The sequence below is a fragment of the Thiorhodococcus mannitoliphagus genome (genome assembly GCF_010915725.1).
Taxonomy (GTDB): domain Bacteria; phylum Pseudomonadota; class Gammaproteobacteria; order Chromatiales; family Chromatiaceae; genus Thiorhodococcus; species Thiorhodococcus mannitoliphagus.
In genome coordinates, this window is record NZ_JAAIJR010000127.1 from 1 (window position 1) to 14,766 (window position 14,766).

A 14,766-nucleotide genomic window follows, 5' to 3' on the forward strand; every position below is an offset into this window, starting at 1 on the left:
ATCGCGCCCTCAAGACGCGGGAGCATGGCGCGCTCCTGGGTGTCGGCGTCAACCTCGGGGATCATCCAGGTGATCACCTCCAGCGCCGGCTCGAACACCACCAACGCCTTGCCCGGCAAGGGCGCGGCACTCTGCCCACGGGTCTCGTCGAGGCGATGCTCGCGTCCGCCCAGGGCATTGCCATCGAGGATCTTGACCCGATAGTCGCGCAGCAACGGCGTGCGGGTGGCCTCGAGCGAGGTGATCACCCGACCCGCCTGCTCGGCGCTATCGCCCACCAGCGCGGCCGAGATCTCCGGCTTCAGTCCATTGAACTTGTCGTACACCGCTCTGCGTGTGACGGGGATTTCCTCGCGCGCCCCTTGATAGGCCGCATGGATCGACGGTTGCTGGCGCGTGACCACCTGCATCATCAGATCGAACAGCGTCGAGAACAACAGATGACGGGTGTACTGGTTTTGTGCAGTCTGCTCAAACCAGGCGTCGTGGCAGCCTTGGCTGAGGAGATCCGTTAGAGTATCGTCTCAGCCCCCAATGCTGACCTTCGAATCGCACCCGGCATGCCCGCTCCGATCATCCTCCCTGACATCCCCGACGCAGAGCGTACCCCGCTCATTGAGCAGTTGCTGGAACTGATCGAAACGCTGGCCGAGAAGACCCACCGGCAAGCGGAAACCATCCAGCAGTTGCGCGATGCGATCGCGGTGCTCAAGGGGGAGAAGGCCAAGCCGACCTTCAAGCCCAGCGGGATGGCCGATCGCAGCGCTCCTAGCAAGCCGGATCAGGACAGCGGTGAATCGCCGGACAAGCGGGCGGGCTCGAGCAAGCGCAGCAAGACACCGGACTTGCCCATTGACGAGGACCGCCGGATTTCCCCCACCCCAGGGCCGCCAGAGGGGGCGCGCTTCAAGGGCTATCGCAATTTCGTTGTCCAAGATCTCGACATCCGGGCCCGCACCATCCGTTATCGCCTGGAGGTGTGGCAGACGCCGGACGGGGAGTGGTTGAGCGGGGAGTTGCCGCCCAGGGCGAACTGCTCTTGGTGCTCCTGCGCCCAGACATCCCACTGCATACCAACGGCAGCGAGAACGACATCCGTGGTTACGTCAAATGGCGCAAGATCAGCGGCGGGACCCGCAGCGATTTGGGACGTCGCTGCCGTGACACCTTCGCTAGCCTGAAGAAGACCTGCCGAAAACTCGGGATCTCCTTCTGGGACTACCTCAACGACCGCATCGAGCAGGTCGGTGCCATCCCGCCCTTGCCGGAGATCGTGCGCGAACGGATCTTAGCCGCTGAGCCGGTGCCGTGAGTTATTGAGAAGTTACTAAAATTAAATATAACTATCTAGAAATATTGATATTTTTACGGATTCCACGATAACCTAAAGGCTTCTCAACTTCGGGTTTGGGGTGCGGTCCTGATGGCCCCTGAGGTGTAAAATGTCCTGACACTTTAGAATCGGCCAATAGTCTTTTTTTGATTAGCTTAGGCTGGCGTAACTTTTCCTATGTTTTTGTTATTTAAGTAAAATAAATGTCAATGTTGACGAATTAGTAACTGTAAAATTTCCTGACACTCTTTGCAGGGTAAGTAGCTACCCAGTAAACAGACGGCAAATGCCAAACGGCTGCACGTAGAAACGTGTTATGGCTCCTACTTGGCGGTTTGGCCGCGATTCGATGGGCAAAACCTCGCTGTGGCGAGAATGCGGTCTGACGCTCAGGGATCATGAATTCGACTCCAAGGGCACTGGACATAGTCTAATCAGGCTCCCACGAAACACGTGGGAGCAAGAAAAAAGCTGGTGCATCATGGGAATTAGCTTAACGCCGCATCGCTCCTAGACCATATATGCGACTATCGCTGTCATGAGCCGGTCATCAGCTGCGAGCCCCTGTCTGCCAAAGGATTCCTGATACACCAGTTCACCATCTCCCACATATTCGCGGCCTTACCCAGTTGCTTCTGAAACCTGGTATAGGTTTTAGAGGCATTGGGATGACACTGCGTGCAGACCACACCGCTGGCGCCCAACTCCGAACTTCATAGCCTCACGCCCTTCTTGGGCAACCCCCATGAATTACCTCTGCCAGCGCTCGAAGCCTGCTGCGTTGAGGGCGCCCGCACGGGTACCTCCGGCTGCCAGGTCGGCTGCCATGATCATCGGCTCGACGAGTGTCCGTTTTTTTGACAACTCAGCGTTCTCCTCGGCCAGACCCTCTCCGTCGCGCATCTGAGGCGGAATGCGGGTCTCTCGCTGCCGGCCAAGGAGAGCGAAGCGAAGGCCGGTAGTCTCTGGCAGGTGTAGGCGCGGGCACAACGCCGTCGTGCCGACGGGACGAGAGTCCCGTTGGCGCGGAGGCGAGTATGCAAAGCGTATGCGAGACACCGCAAAGTCATTCGTCGTAGGGTCGGTGCGCAGCCCGAGAGCGCCCAGCGAGCGTATCTCGTGGCAGAGCAGCGGCCCGGAGCAGAGCGAACCGGAGCAAAAAGGTGTCACGTCGCGCGGGCGTTGGGGTGACTTAGAGCCCCGCAACGCATCCTGAGGGACCTTGGCACCCCAGGACAACTTCCATGAATAACTGACTCCTGCCAGCGCTCGACGCCTGCGGCGGTGAAGTCATCTACTCTGGCACCTCTCGCTGACAGGGCAGTTGCCACCGTCATCGAGCAGACGAGTGTCCGTTTTTTTTACAACTCAGCGTTCTCCTCAGCCAGACCCTCTCCGTCTTGCGCCTGCGGCGGAATGCGGGGCTCTTCCTGATCCTTCAGCCGCCCGGTCGCGTCGCGCTCGAAGAAGGGATTGGCTGCGCGCAGTTAGCGCACCACATAACGGCTTATCCACAGATGCAGCCACAAGGGCTGGGGAAAACGAGCGCGCAGGGATCACATCGGGCGCAAGGGCGAAAAGCAGCCACCAGACCGAACATCCGAGCCACTCCCGAGCACCTCTGCGGTCCGAATGAGTGGCTCCAGAATCGATGCGAGCCGACGCCGGCTTCAGTCGCGCCCCTTCGGCTGGGCGGGCATCGGGAAGGGTGTCACCGTCCCACCCTCGCCCTTGCCGACGATGCGGTTCTGCCCCTCCTTGACCACCTCGTCGATACGGATGACGGCGTGCATGGGAATATAGGTCCGCTTGACACCCTCGAACTCGGCCTTGAGCTTCTCCTCCGACGGATCGACAAGGATCTCCGAGCGCTCCCCGAAGATGATGTCGGCCACCTCGACGAAGGCGTAAAGACTGCTCGAGTCGACGCTGCGGGCGTAGAGTTCATAGACGTCGCCCTGGCTCACGAACCTGATACGGTAGATGCTTTCATTCGGCATAACGGACACTTCCCGACATTGGCGCCAGTCGCTGCTGGTTTCTCCGGATCCGGAGGGCACGCGGATGGCAGACATTCTAGCCCAGCCTAAGCGTCCGCAAGAATCAGTGTTTTCCTAATGCTCAACACCTATCGGTTTTGCTCAACACCTATCGGTTTCCCGAAATCAACCTGAACAGCCGCTCCAAGCCTGCGTAGCCAGGCCATCCTGGCCTGGTTTGCCAGGACTGGAAGCCCTGGCTACATAAAACCGATAGGTGGTGAGTTTCCTAATAGGAGACAGATTCCAGTCTTCCTGTCCGTCATCCCCTTCATCGTGGCGCCAGCCAAGGGCCGCTTGTCCCGAGCAACCGAACGAGCAGCCGTCAATCTGGCAGCTCCCGTCACAAACTGCCCGCCGACCTGCATGCGGCGCAATGCGCCGCAGATCCTCCCCCACTCAGCCGCCGAGCGATGTCAGCACGGCATGCAGCCATCGCCATCAAGACGTTGGCTTCTGGAAGTGCAGGATGCCCCAGCTCAGATAGCCTTTCTTTCCCGCCTCGACCCAGTTGCTCAAGCCCGTCAGCATCCGCTCGATGTAGGCGTCAGACACCAGACCCTTCAACTCGGGGCGGACGCGCTCCAGCTCTTCATGCACACGCTGGTAGTGGACGCTGAGGTTCTCGGTCATCTCGACGATCTCGACCTCTCTCAGACCCAGACGCGCGGTCACCTCACGATAGAAGCCGATGGAGCCCAAGGAGCTGAGATGGATGCGATCGTAGACCGGCTGCAGGACGCCCTCGGGGCAGTCGTCGGCCTGCATGGGATCGGTGAAGACCAACTCGCCGCCAGGACGGAGCACCCGCGCGGCCTCGCTGATGACCTGCTCGCGCTCCCCACTGTGCAGGATGGCGTCTTGCGACCAGACGAGATCGTAGGCAGCCTCTGGGGCCGGGACCGACTCGAAGCTGCCCTCGATCACCTCGATCAGTCCGCCGAGACCCTGCTCGCGGCTCATCTCGCGGTTGCGCGCGTTCTCGCGCTCGCTCAGGTTGAGCGCGGTGACCTTGCAGCCATAGGTCTTGGCCAGATAGCGCGCCGCCCCGCCATAGCCGGAGCCGAGGTCGAGCACGCGGGACTCCGGACCCAAGCCCTTGACGCAGGCGGCCATGCGCTCGACCGTCTTGCGGCTGGCCTCCGCGATCGGCTCGCCGGGACGATCATAGAGACCGATATGGATGTCTTCCCCGCCCCAGACGTGGAAGTAGAAATTGTCAGCGTCCTCGCTGTTGTAGTAGGTGCGCGCCGTCTCGACGACCTGCGAATAGCTGGTACTCAATGCTCGCTCTCCTCTTCGAGGTAGCGCTTCTCCGCGACATGGATGAAGAAGTCCGGCTCGGTCTCGCGGTAGGTCTCCTTGAAGTCCCCGTAGGTCGTGACGCGCTGGAACCCGACTTCCTTGAGCAGGCGTCGAACATAGTTCTTGCGCAGCGGGAACATGTTGAGATGGAAGACATCGTCGTCCGGGAATTCATAGCGGAAGCGGGCCAGGCTCTCGTCCATGTGCTCTGGCGTGGCGCGGACGTTGTCGCCGCAGTAGTAGAAGTTGTGGCTGGGCGCGATTTCATGATCGAGGATGGCGTCGTAGTTACGTTGATCCAAGATCAGCACGCCGTCGTGCCTGAGTGTGGCGTAGAACTCGGCCAGCGCCTTACGGCGATCATTCTCGTCGTGCAGATGGGTGAAGGAATTGCCCAGACAGATGACGGCGTCGTAGTAATCATGCACGTCGCGATTCAGCCAGCGCCAGTCGGCATGCACGGTGCGCAGAATATGATCGCGGCGGCGGGCATTCTCGAACGCCTTGCCCAGCATCACCGGACTGCCGTCGGCGCTGGTGACCTCGAATCCCGCCTTGAGCAGCTGAACCGAATGGAATCCGGTTCCGGTCGCGACGTCCAGCACCTTCTTGGCACCCTGCTCTTGCAAGAGCCGGATGAAGAAATCGCCTTCGCTCTCGGCGCGGCGATCCCAATCGATGAGCTGGTCCCACTTGTCTACGAAGGCATGCACATACTCCTCCGTGTAGTGGTTGGTGTCGCGGACCTGGAGCGGATCCTTGCCGTAATCCTGTCTGACTTGGGTAGTGGTCATGTCACCTCCGATCCCAGCAACTGGGAGAATTTGGTGGCAAAAGACGCAAGCGGACCAGGCAAACGCCTTCCGGGTTTGGTCGGAGCCGCACGCAACAGCGGCTCGAAGGAGTCCAATTTACGATCGACGCGGAAGCTGCGCCGAGCAGTGCGGATGGGGATCCGCGATGAGCAGGAAGCCTGCAATTGAGTTGGCGATCAGAAGCCGCCGTTCAGATGTGGCGCGGTGAGGCGCCGAATCATGTAGCTGCGTTGCGCAGCAGGCCGTTATGCTACAGCACTCGCAGAATATATCTACCCGCAAGAGATGACAGCCTCACCACCTATCGGTTTTATGTAGCCAGGGCTTCCAGCCCTGGCAAACCAGGCCAGGATGGCCTGGCTATGCAGGCTTGGAGCGGCTGTTCCGGTTGATTTCGGGAAACCGATAGGTGTTGAGAGATGACAGCTGGGCTACTCAATAATGCCCAAGAGGGCGCGAGCGACCCCGGTCAGGCTCTCACCGGCGATGAGTCCCGAGGCGGCGGCGATCAAGAAACGCTGCGCCAGCGTCGGTCTCCAGCGCTCGAGCAGCTTGGCGACCAGACTGCCGAAGAACATGGTGATGGACAGCGAGGCCGGGATCACCATGGCAAGGCCGAAGGCGGGCATGCTCGGCAACCAGCGTGCGCCCCGGCGCTGCTCGATCACCGTGACCAGGATACCGGCCAGAGCGCCGATGGCGACCGCCCAGAGCGCGCTCAGGGGCACCGAAGACAGCCCTTCGCTCAGGGTCTCCGCAACGACCTTCCAAGTCGCAACCGCTGGCGCTGGCCACTGCTCGGTAATCAGCATCGATGCCGGATCCGGAATCAGGCTCAGATAGACCAGACTGCCGACGACGCTGCCGGTAAACACCCCGAAAACCTGCGCAACCACCTGAAACCGAGGCGGTGCGCCAATCGCCTGCCCGGCCTTGAAGTCATTGAGCAGATCCGCGCTCTGCCCGGCCGCGCCCCCGGCGACATTGGCCCCAATGAGATTGGCCGTCATCTCGCCGGGAGCCATCACCCCCGTGCTCAACTGCGAGACCTTGCCGATCGCCCCGATCGGCGGGATGCCCGTCTCACCCACCACCCGCGAGGCGACCATCGCCAGGACGAAGGCGATCGGGACGGCCAGGGCCGCGAGCACCCAGTGGATGCCGAAGAAGCTCAGCTGCGCCAACACCACAAAGGCGCTGGCCAGAATCAGCCCGGACAGGCGCAGCCACGTCGTATAGCCAGGCTCCTTGGAGCACGCCTGCTCCACCTGCCCGCGGCGGCTCCTGTAGACATGAATTGCGAACTTGGTCAGTGCCGCTCCCACCATGAGCGCGACACCCGGCCACAGCAGCCATTCGATCATCGCGGCGAACCAAACCGCGTCTGGGTCCGCCTCACCTGGAGTCACAAAGCCTTGATAAAGGCCAACCGGCCCGAGAACCCCCCAAGAGAAGATGCCGCCAAGTAGCAAGGAAATGCCTGCACGAAAGCCGATGATGGCACCAAATCCCGCCAGCATCAGCGAGGGATCCAGCGTAAAGCTGAGGTTCTTGGCGGTCACTGAGCCGAACCCGGCCAACTTGCCGGCCGCCGGGAGACTGAAGCCTAGACTCGGTCGCGGCAGCGGCAGCCAGCCCGTATCCAGCCACTTGAGTCCGCCGGCGAGCATCGTACTCGCCAGGAGCACCCGCAGCTTGAGCGTGGCCTCGCGGCCTTTATCGAAGAGTTCCAGCAGGGTCTCTGCGGTGGCGCGCCCGGTCGGGAACGGCAGTCCGGAGCGCAGGATGAGCGAATCGCGCAGATACCAGGCGACCCAGATACCGAGAAAGCTGACCGCGAAAACCCAGGCCAACAGCTGCAACGTGGGCAGATTGGAACCGGTCAGCATGGCTAGGGCCGGAATCGGCGCCACCAGGCCGCCCGAGATGATGTTGGCGGAGGATGAGGCCGTCGTCTGGGCAATGTTGGCCTCGCCCACACCGAGCGGCGCGCCGATCCGCAGCCGATCCATCAGCGCCCACAGCCCGGTGGCGATCAACAAGGCGATGATGGACACGTTGAAGGACCAGCCGATCTTGAGCCCCGAATAGATGTTGCAGGGGGTCAGCAGGGCACCGAGCACAATGCCGGTCAGGATGGCGCGGATCGTCAGCTGTCTGTCAGGCACGGCTAGGACTCCCTATCGTCGACCGCGCCTGGAGCGCGCGGCATCCTGGCCGATGCTAACAGCAGGTGGAAAGCAATGACATGCGTCGTGGCGCAGCAGAGAACACCTCCCTAGCCTCAGCGCAATGCATCGACCTGCGCGCAACAGCCCTGACCCAAGCTGGACAATAGCCGGCGCGCGATGTCTCATCCTCGTCTCGGTTCGATAGCGCTGGCCTTTCGCCCCGCTTTGCCAAGCGTCCGGATCCGCCCGACATCCGCCTGGAGCCTCGTGCTCAAACCCTTCGTTCCCGTATCCATGAAGTACGCCATGACCAGACTCCCTGAATCGCACGCCTTCTGGCTGCAAGCCTCCGCCCCCTTCCGACTCGCACTCGAAGCCCGCGCGGGACTGGAATTCGCCAGCCTCTTTGCGGCCCAGCCACTGCTCTACTCCGCCCCCAAGGGGGACGGCCACCCAGTGCTCGTGCTCCCACGCCTGCTCGGCTGCGACCTCTCGACCCAGCCACTGCGCTACTACCTCTCCAGTCTCGGCTACGCCGCAAGCCCCTGGGAGCTTGGCGTCAATCTCGGCCCAAGGCACGGCGTCCTCCGCGATTGCCTTACCCGACTGGAGCAGCTTCATGCCCAGCATGGCCGCAAGGTTAGCCTCGTCGGCTGGAGCCTGGGCGGCCTCTATGCACGCGAGATGGCCAAGGAGGCCCCGGACCTGGTCAGACAAGTCATCACTCTCGGTTCGCCCTTCACCGGCGATCAAAAACCGGTGGAGTTCTGGAAGACTTACGAGGCCGTTACCGGGGACCCCATGGGCCTACCCGAGCACCACGGCCCGCTCGACGAAGCGCCGCCAGTGCCGACCACCTCCATCTACAGCCGCAGCGACGGCATCGTGCCCTGGACCGCAAGCGTTGAGCGCGAGGGGCCTCGGACCGAGAATATCGAGGTCGAATCCAGCCACCTGGGCCTGGCAGTCAGCCCGCTCAGCCTCTATGCCGTCGCGGACAGACTCGCGCAGCCAGAAGACATCTGGCGGCCCTTCGAGCGCAGCGGAATCAAGGGCTGGCTGTACCGAACTCCAGCACGCATCTCCTAGCGAGACTTCGCCTCAGACCGACGCGTCATGCCATCGGGATCGCTATCGGAATCGGGATCGCTATCGTCGGTTCGATACCGATACCGATACCGATACCGATGCCGATGCCGATGCCGATGCCGATACCGACAACGACGGCCTTGGATGGCCGGACGCTTCATCGAAATTTGACTCATCTGCGAGCATTTTGCGCCCTCAAGGATTCCAGCACGCATCTCATAAGGCATCAGGTCGGCGCCTGAGGTCATCCGGCTCGCGCCCGCACCCGATTTCGTCTGACGTCGCGAGACCGGGAGGCTCTGCGACTGTTTTCGATTCGGCGCCAACTGGTATGAGATTTTCCGGCAATCGCCTAAGCTAGCGCCATGTGTGGACGCTTTGCCCAATTCAGCCTTCCGGAAGCGCTTGAAGCCTATTTCGACGTGGCGGATGGCTACGACTTCCCACCACCGCGCTACAACATCGCGCCCGGCAGTCAGATTCTGGCCCTGCGCGGCGGGACGCATGGTCGGCCGAACTTCGTCAGCCTGCATTGGGGGCTCATCCCGAGTTGGGCCAAGGACCGCAAGTTCGGCTACCGCACCATCAACGCGCGGGCCGAAACGGTCGCGGAGAAGCCCTCGTTCCGGGATGCCTTCAAGAGCCGACGCTGCCTCATCCCGGCTGATGGCTTCTATGAGTGGAAGGCGACTCCAGACGGCAAACAGCCCTACTTCATCAGGCTGAAGGATCAAAGCCCAATGGCGTTCGCTGGGCTCTGGGAATCGTGGACAGACCGGGAGACCGGCGAGGTCGTCCTGAGCGGCACCATCATCGTCACCCAGGCCAACGACCTCGTCAGGCAGATCCACGACCGCATGCCCGTCATTCTCGGGCCAGGGGAGTTCCCCGCTTGGCTCGACCCAAGCGCCAAGGCCGAGCCCAGATTGCAGGGGCTCCTGCGGCCGATCGATCCCGCGCAGCTCGTCATCCATCCCGTCGACCGCCGTGTCGGCAAGCCGACCAACGAGGATCCAAGCCTGATCTTGCCGCTCGCTGCCGGCTAATCGTCATTCAGCGGCTCGATCTGTCCCTTGCGTGCCATCTGCTACCGATGAAGCTAGATGCCGCAAGCCGCATCCAGCGTCGCGTCCAAGAGTCGGTCATCGCATGATCGGAACCCCAGCAGCACGGCCTTGGTATAGACTCCCGCGATGCTGGCGCAGGGCTCGGATGCCTTCCGCGCCAGCCCCAGCGCCATTCTTGCCAGAGATAGGGAGCATGGCGACTCAGACACCTGGATGGATCCGTCAATCAGCGAATGGAGGCCCATGCCATGGCTCTCAGATTCATTGCTCTCCTGCTCGTCTGCCAGCTCCTCGGCGAGATGCTCGTCGTCTGGACGGAACTGCCCGTGCCAGGCCCGGTCGTCGGCATGGCGCTGCTCTTTGTCGGGGTGGCGCTGCGCGGGAGCGTGCCCGAGGGGCTCGACCGCGTCGTCGACGGGCTGCTCGCGAATCTGTCATTGCTCTTCGTGCCCGCCGGGGTTGGCGTCATGCTGCATATCGCCATGCTGCGAGAGGAATGGATCGCCGTCACGGCGGCGATCGTGCTGAGCACGATCCTGACGATCGTCGTCACGGGACTGGTGATGGCAGGGCTGATTCGATGGGTCGAACGGCGACGGCAAACGGAGGGCTGAGCGATGGAGTTCGACCTCGCTCTAGGTGACATCTGGGTCTACCTCTCCACCAGTCCGCTCCTGCACCTGACGCTGACACTGCTCGCCTACTTGGCTGGGGACTGGCTATTCCGACGCAGCGGGCGTAAGGCCCTCTTCAATCCGGTCCTGCTGTCGATCCTGATGCTGGTTACCGTCCTGACCGCGACCGGCACCCGCTACGAAACCTACTTCGAGGGGGCGCAGTTCGTCCATTTCATGCTCGGACCGGCGACCGTGGCGCTGGCGATCCCGCTGTACCGGCACCTGGACCTGGTCCGTCGCCTCTGGCTGCCCATCCTGGTGTCGATCGTCACGGGTGCCGTCGTCTCGGTGACGAGCACCATCCTCATCGCCGACTGGCTCGGCGCCTCGCGGCAAACGCTGATCTCCTTGGCACCCAAGTCGGTGACGGCACCGGTGGCGATGGGCATCACTGAGAAGGTCGGCGGACTGCCGTCGCTGACGGCCGCGCTGGTCGTACTGACCGGAGTGCTGGGTGCCGTCATTGGACCCGCCGTACTGGCAGCCGTGCGCGTGCGCGATGATCGCGCGCGCGGTCTTGCCCTCGGCCTGAGCGCACACGGCATCGGCACCGCCAGGGCCTTCCAGATCGGCAGCCTCGCCGGAGCCTTCTCGGCACTGGCCATGGGCCTGACGGCGATGGCGTCCGCCTTCGTGCTCCCTGCCCTGCTGCGCTGGGTCTTCGGCGACTTCGGTTGAAACGCAAAAAGAGCCTGGGATCGATCCTTGTGCTACGCTTTGTTGGCACATCTTTGAGCCTATTCCGATGCAAAGACTCGACCGTATTCTCGGTGCGCGACCTCAGGCTGCGGTCCGGTGAGCTGATGAAGGATGCGGAACTCGGTCGACTCGCGCTTATCACCAAGCATGGCAGGCCAGCCATTCTTGCCCTTCCGTTCGACAGGCGGCTGCTCGATCAAGGGGTTCACCGCTCGCTGGCCGTGAGCCTCTTCGAGGGCGGACACTTGACGCCCGCTCAGGCGGCCAAGATCGCCGGGGTGAGTCTGGACGATTTCATCGATCTGCTCGGCAGCCTCGGACTTCCCGTCGTGGACTACCCAGCCGAGGACATCACCGAGGAACTCGACGCCGCCTCATGACGGCGGTCATCGTCTCCGATGCCGGACCTCTGATCGCGCTGTCTCGGATCGACCAACTCGGGCTGCTCCAGCAGCGCTATGGCACGCTGGTCAGTCCAGAGCCGGTTCTTGAAGAACGCCGCATCCATTCGGGGCGACCGGGTGCGCGGCGGCTGGCGACCGCCATCGCCGACGGCTGGATCCAGACGCGGTCGCTGGCAGCGGGAGGCGACATCGAGGTCGAGCGCTTGCGATTGGTGCCCGACCTTGGAGAGGCCAGGGCCATCGTCCTTGCGGAGCAGCTCCAATGCCGCTTTCTCCTGATCGACGAGCGACGCGGTCGAGCGATCGCCAAGCGCCGCGGTATCCCGGTCGTGGGTCTGGCCGGCGTCCTCCTCATAGCCAAGCGTGCCGGACAGGTCGCTTCTGTCCAACCGCTTCTCGACGCGCTTGCCATTGAAGGCTATCGGCTGTCTGCCGCGCTGGCTGCGGAAGTGCTGAGACTGGCCGAGGAGAGCGCATCGAAGCGCGGCTGAGGCATCACTCCGGCGTCGGCGCGGCGAAGATGGTCAGACAGAGTTCAAGATCACCGATTGTCTCGTAGAGTGGACGACGGCCAGACAGCTGTTCGCTCTCGCGCAGGATCAACTCCACGCCGAAGCCGCGCCGATCCATCAAATAGCTCTTGCCCAGCTGTGGATCCTCGACTGGGTAGTCGCGGGCAAAGAGGCTGGCGATGACCTCGTTGCGCGGCACCGAGAGTCGTGTCATGGATTCCAGCGAGAGGGTATTCGGCAGGGCTCCGGGAGAGTGAATCTCCAGTCGGTCCTGGAACATGAAGAGTCGAATCCGCTGACTATGGAGCGAATAGTCACGATGCGCGACGGCGTTGACGATCGCTTCGAAGACGGCATTGAGTTGATACTGCGGATAGTCGACCCGGCCAAGGGCTTTGCGGGCCGCCGTGCGCATGTTGCGCTGAACGAAATGAAAGGCGTCCATGATCTGGCGATCCAAAGGCCCCTTGATCTCGCGGGCGTCGATCTGCTCGTCCGGATTGTTCGCCAGCCCCGAGTGAGCGACGGCAATGACTTCCGCATTGCGCAGCCAACGGCTGGGGTCCAGTGCGCACAAGAGCACGCCGGCGACCGTCGGAAAGACGCCGGTCGAGGTCTCGCGCAGCAAATGCAAACGTGTAAGCTGCTCGGTGGAATCGCCTTGCTCGGGCTTCAGAAATCGACGCAAGAGCAGTGCGTCGAGGTCCTCGAAGCGGCACTCCGGCACCTCCTGCTCCTCGAACCGAATCAAGCGCGCCTGACTGCGCTGTTGAAACAGACGCGCCAAGGCATCCGGGGGCAGCTTGCGCTCCGCATGACCAACCCGGCGGAAATAACCGTTCGCGCTCTCGTGAACCCAAAGGCTCCTGGGCACTTCCGCAAGGATCACGGGTTGAGGCTGTCCGTCCGCGCCGGGCAGCTCCAGATGCCGAGTCACGACCTCCAGAGGCGGCTTGATACGATCCGTGCAGATCGAGGTTAGCCAATCCTCGACGCGATCCAGATGCTTCAGCGGAATACCGGAAACCGCCTTCGTCTTGTCGTTCACCCCAAGGACCAGCAGGCCTCCGCTCGCGTTGGCCATGGCCGCCAGCTCATCGGAGAGGCCGTCAGCGTGCGGCTCGATCACCTTGCCGCTGTCGCGCACCGTTACTTCCTTCAGCTCCAGCGTGGAATCCTCGCCCAGCTGAACCCTCCGGATCAGTTCTCCGACACGCATGTCTCGCCCTCAATGCAAGCGGTGAGCAACCTGATCTCAACGCCTATCGGTTTCCCGAAATCAACCGGAACAGCCGCTCCAAGCCTGCGTAGCCAGGCCATCCTGGCCTGGTTTGCCAGGGCTGGAAGCCCTGGCTACATAAAACCGATAGGTGGTGAGCAACCTGATAAGTCTTGTTGAAGCCAAGCGTTGACATGAGCGACCCACCTCCTCCTGACCCATGCTTGGCGAGAGGCGTGACCACAACTCATGTCAGTCTTAGGTTAAACCGCGTCTAGACCGAGAAACGTAGTTTTTTCGAGACCGGTGCTGCCTAAAATTACGCATCCCGCTCTGGTCGGGGTATAGAAAGTGTCCATCAATTGTTTCCCGATGCGAGCGATGCCGCCCGAAATCCCCCCTAGCCCCCCTTTGCGAAAGGGGGGAAGTTGTTGATGGACGCTTTCTTAGGCGATTTCCGGAAATGATCTTACCCAAATAGATCCGGATCGGTAGGATGGGCAAAGTCCGCGCTCTGGGCTCGATCCTAGCCTCGACGCCAGACGGACGTGCCCATCTTGCAAGACGCTGAGCTGGGATGATGGGCACGCCCCGCGACCCTCGGCACTCCGAAAGAAGCGCATCGCCAGGGCTTTGCCCATCCTACGGGATCGAAACCGCAGGTATGTTGTTTCCCGGAAATCGCCTTAGACCGAGCGACGCGGCCCAACGACAACGATGTTGGCCGACGCGCATCACATTCGACAGGCATCTCTAGCCGTCTAAAACAAACCAGCGGCACCCGCACCGCAGCTTCTTCGTTGATCCAAGGCTCATCCGATCAGGCGTTGAAGATGCGCAGTCCTACAGCAGTTTCACCAGCGCCGCGATCACGGCGATCTGCGCCACCAGCGCGCCCGTCATCCATTTGATCAGATCGAATTTCAGCTCCGCCAGATCGGTCTTCAGCCGATAGTCCAGGTACTCCTGGGTGACTGGCCTCTGTTCCTCCTGCGCATTCTTGAAGGCGTCCGCAACCGCTTCCGCCTGATTCGGCGTGAAGCCCGCCGTCTCCAGACGCCGGATAAACTTGTGGGTATCGAAGGTGATGGTGCCCATTGGCGGCTCCCCGATCTGAATGGATGGCTGAAACAGAGAGAATCCGCTTCAAGACCTTGCGGTTGGCCCCGCCGCGAATGCTGTTCATGTCGACCAAGCCGGCGGCCCGGGCACTATTGCCTGCTTCTATGTGCGCCCGCGCGTTTTCGAACCAATAGGTTACGATGTCCGCCCGTAACTTCTCAATAACTCACGGCACCGGCTCAGCGGCCAAGATCCGTTCGCGCACGATCTCGGGCAAGGGAGGGATGGCACCGACCAGCTCGATGCGGTCGTTGAGGTAGTCCCAGAAGGAGATCCCGAGTTTTCGGCAGGTCTTCTTCAGGCTAGCGAAGGTG

Annotated in this window: 14 protein-coding genes and 1 pseudogene; 7 read left to right on the forward strand and 8 right to left on the reverse strand. The window is 62.0% G+C overall.

The genetic code is table 11. The features are described from left to right. Nucleotides 1-437 (reverse strand): annotated as a pseudogene (locus G3480_RS21255) (IS4 family transposase); the annotation flags it as partial. 563 nt (nt 438-1,000) lie between these two features. On the opposite strand from G3480_RS21255, the gene G3480_RS28600 reads away from it, so the two are divergent. After that, nucleotides 1,001-1,312: a hypothetical protein gene (locus G3480_RS28600; protein ID WP_240905962.1), complete on the forward strand. Its 312-nt coding sequence runs from the start codon at nt 1,001-1,003 to the stop codon at nt 1,310-1,312. Between the two features lie 1,691 nt (nt 1,313-3,003). Here the strand turns inward: G3480_RS28600 and G3480_RS21265 are convergent. The 4 genes from G3480_RS21265 to G3480_RS21280 all read right to left on the reverse strand — a co-directional run bounded on the left by G3480_RS21265 (nt 3,004) and on the right by G3480_RS21280 (nt 7,660). Further along, nucleotides 3,004-3,333 carry a DUF1820 family protein gene (locus tag G3480_RS21265; protein WP_164655896.1) on the reverse strand — a complete coding sequence of 110 codons (330 nt, stop codon included), beginning with the start codon at nt 3,331-3,333 and terminating at the stop codon, nt 3,004-3,006. Between the two features lie 480 nt (nt 3,334-3,813). Beyond that, nucleotides 3,814-4,656, reverse strand: coding sequence for an SAM-dependent methyltransferase (locus G3480_RS21270; RefSeq protein WP_164655897.1), 843 nt, complete (start codon nt 4,654-4,656; stop codon nt 3,814-3,816). Beyond that, nucleotides 4,653-5,471 carry a glycine/sarcosine N-methyltransferase gene (locus tag G3480_RS21275; protein ID WP_164655898.1) on the reverse strand — a complete coding sequence of 273 codons (819 nt, stop codon included), beginning with the start codon at nt 5,469-5,471 and terminating at the stop codon, nt 4,653-4,655. The genes G3480_RS21270 and G3480_RS21275 overlap by 4 nt, the downstream gene beginning before the upstream one ends. A gap of 452 nt (nt 5,472-5,923) precedes the next feature. Beyond that, the gene (locus tag G3480_RS21280; RefSeq protein WP_164655899.1) at nt 5,924-7,660 is read right to left on the reverse strand and encodes an OPT/YSL family transporter; all 1,737 of its coding nucleotides are present in this window, start codon (nt 7,658-7,660) and stop codon (nt 5,924-5,926) included. A gap of 309 nt (nt 7,661-7,969) precedes the next feature. On the opposite strand from G3480_RS21280, the gene G3480_RS21285 reads away from it, so the two are divergent. After that, a complete protein-coding gene (locus tag G3480_RS21285; protein WP_164655900.1) occupies nt 7,970-8,752 on the forward strand; it encodes an alpha/beta fold hydrolase in 783 nt (260 codons plus the stop codon). A 365-nt stretch (nt 8,753-9,117) separates the two neighbouring features. Beyond that, nucleotides 9,118-9,798, forward strand: a complete 681-nt coding sequence (locus G3480_RS21290) for an SOS response-associated peptidase (RefSeq protein ID WP_164655901.1) — start codon at nt 9,118-9,120, stop codon at nt 9,796-9,798. 53 nt (nt 9,799-9,851) lie between these two features. On the opposite strand, the gene G3480_RS21295 is transcribed toward G3480_RS21290, so the two are convergent. Next, entirely contained in the window at nt 9,852-10,028 is a 177-nt protein-coding gene (locus tag G3480_RS21295; RefSeq protein WP_164655902.1) for a hypothetical protein, read from the reverse strand. A 39-nt stretch (nt 10,029-10,067) separates the two neighbouring features. Here G3480_RS21295 and G3480_RS21300 point away from each other — a divergent pair, with 39 nt between their 5' ends. The 4 genes from G3480_RS21300 to G3480_RS21315 are packed head-to-tail and all read left to right on the forward strand — an operon-like array spanning nt 10,068 to nt 12,090. Next, complete coding sequence (locus G3480_RS21300) at nt 10,068-10,433, forward strand: CidA/LrgA family protein (protein ID WP_164655903.1); 366 nt, start codon at nt 10,068-10,070, stop codon at nt 10,431-10,433. A 3-nt stretch (nt 10,434-10,436) separates the two neighbouring features. Then, on the forward strand, nt 10,437-11,174 hold the full coding sequence (locus tag G3480_RS21305; protein ID WP_164655904.1) for an LrgB family protein: 738 nt from the start codon (nt 10,437-10,439) through the stop codon (nt 11,172-11,174). Between the two features lie 53 nt (nt 11,175-11,227). Then, entirely contained in the window at nt 11,228-11,575 is a 348-nt protein-coding gene (locus G3480_RS21310) for a UPF0175 family protein (RefSeq protein WP_240905963.1), read from the forward strand. Next, a complete protein-coding gene (locus tag G3480_RS21315; RefSeq protein ID WP_164655905.1) occupies nt 11,572-12,090 on the forward strand; it encodes a PIN domain-containing protein in 519 nt (172 codons plus the stop codon). The genes G3480_RS21310 and G3480_RS21315 overlap by 4 nt, the downstream gene beginning before the upstream one ends. 4 nt (nt 12,091-12,094) lie before the next feature. On the opposite strand, the gene G3480_RS21320 is transcribed toward G3480_RS21315, so the two are convergent. Then, complete coding sequence (locus tag G3480_RS21320) at nt 12,095-13,330, reverse strand: ATP-binding protein (protein ID WP_164655906.1); 1,236 nt, start codon at nt 13,328-13,330, stop codon at nt 12,095-12,097. An 843-nt stretch (nt 13,331-14,173) separates the two neighbouring features. Then, nucleotides 14,174-14,428, reverse strand: a complete 255-nt coding sequence (locus G3480_RS21325) for a CCDC90 family protein (RefSeq protein ID WP_164655907.1) — start codon at nt 14,426-14,428, stop codon at nt 14,174-14,176. Nucleotides 14,429-14,766: the final 338 nt, after the last annotated feature.

Coding starts and splice junctions, on each gene's coding strand:
- G3480_RS21275 (WP_164655898.1), bottom strand. CDS start 5,471: ATGACCACTACCCAAGTCAGACAGGATTACGGCAAGGATCCGCTCCAG.
- G3480_RS21305 (WP_164655904.1), top strand. CDS start 10,437: ATGGAGTTCGACCTCGCTCTAGGTGACATCTGGGTCTACCTCTCCACC.
- G3480_RS21290 (WP_164655901.1), top strand. CDS start 9,118: ATGTGTGGACGCTTTGCCCAATTCAGCCTTCCGGAAGCGCTTGAAGCC.
- G3480_RS21285 (WP_164655900.1), top strand. CDS start 7,970: ATGACCAGACTCCCTGAATCGCACGCCTTCTGGCTGCAAGCCTCCGCC.
- G3480_RS21320 (WP_164655906.1), bottom strand. CDS start 13,330: ATGCGTGTCGGAGAACTGATCCGGAGGGTTCAGCTGGGCGAGGATTCC.
- G3480_RS21300 (WP_164655903.1), top strand. CDS start 10,068: ATGGCTCTCAGATTCATTGCTCTCCTGCTCGTCTGCCAGCTCCTCGGC.
- G3480_RS21265 (WP_164655896.1), bottom strand. CDS start 3,333: ATGCCGAATGAAAGCATCTACCGTATCAGGTTCGTGAGCCAGGGCGAC.
- G3480_RS21315 (WP_164655905.1), top strand. CDS start 11,572: ATGACGGCGGTCATCGTCTCCGATGCCGGACCTCTGATCGCGCTGTCT.
- G3480_RS21325 (WP_164655907.1), bottom strand. CDS start 14,428: ATGGGCACCATCACCTTCGATACCCACAAGTTTATCCGGCGTCTGGAG.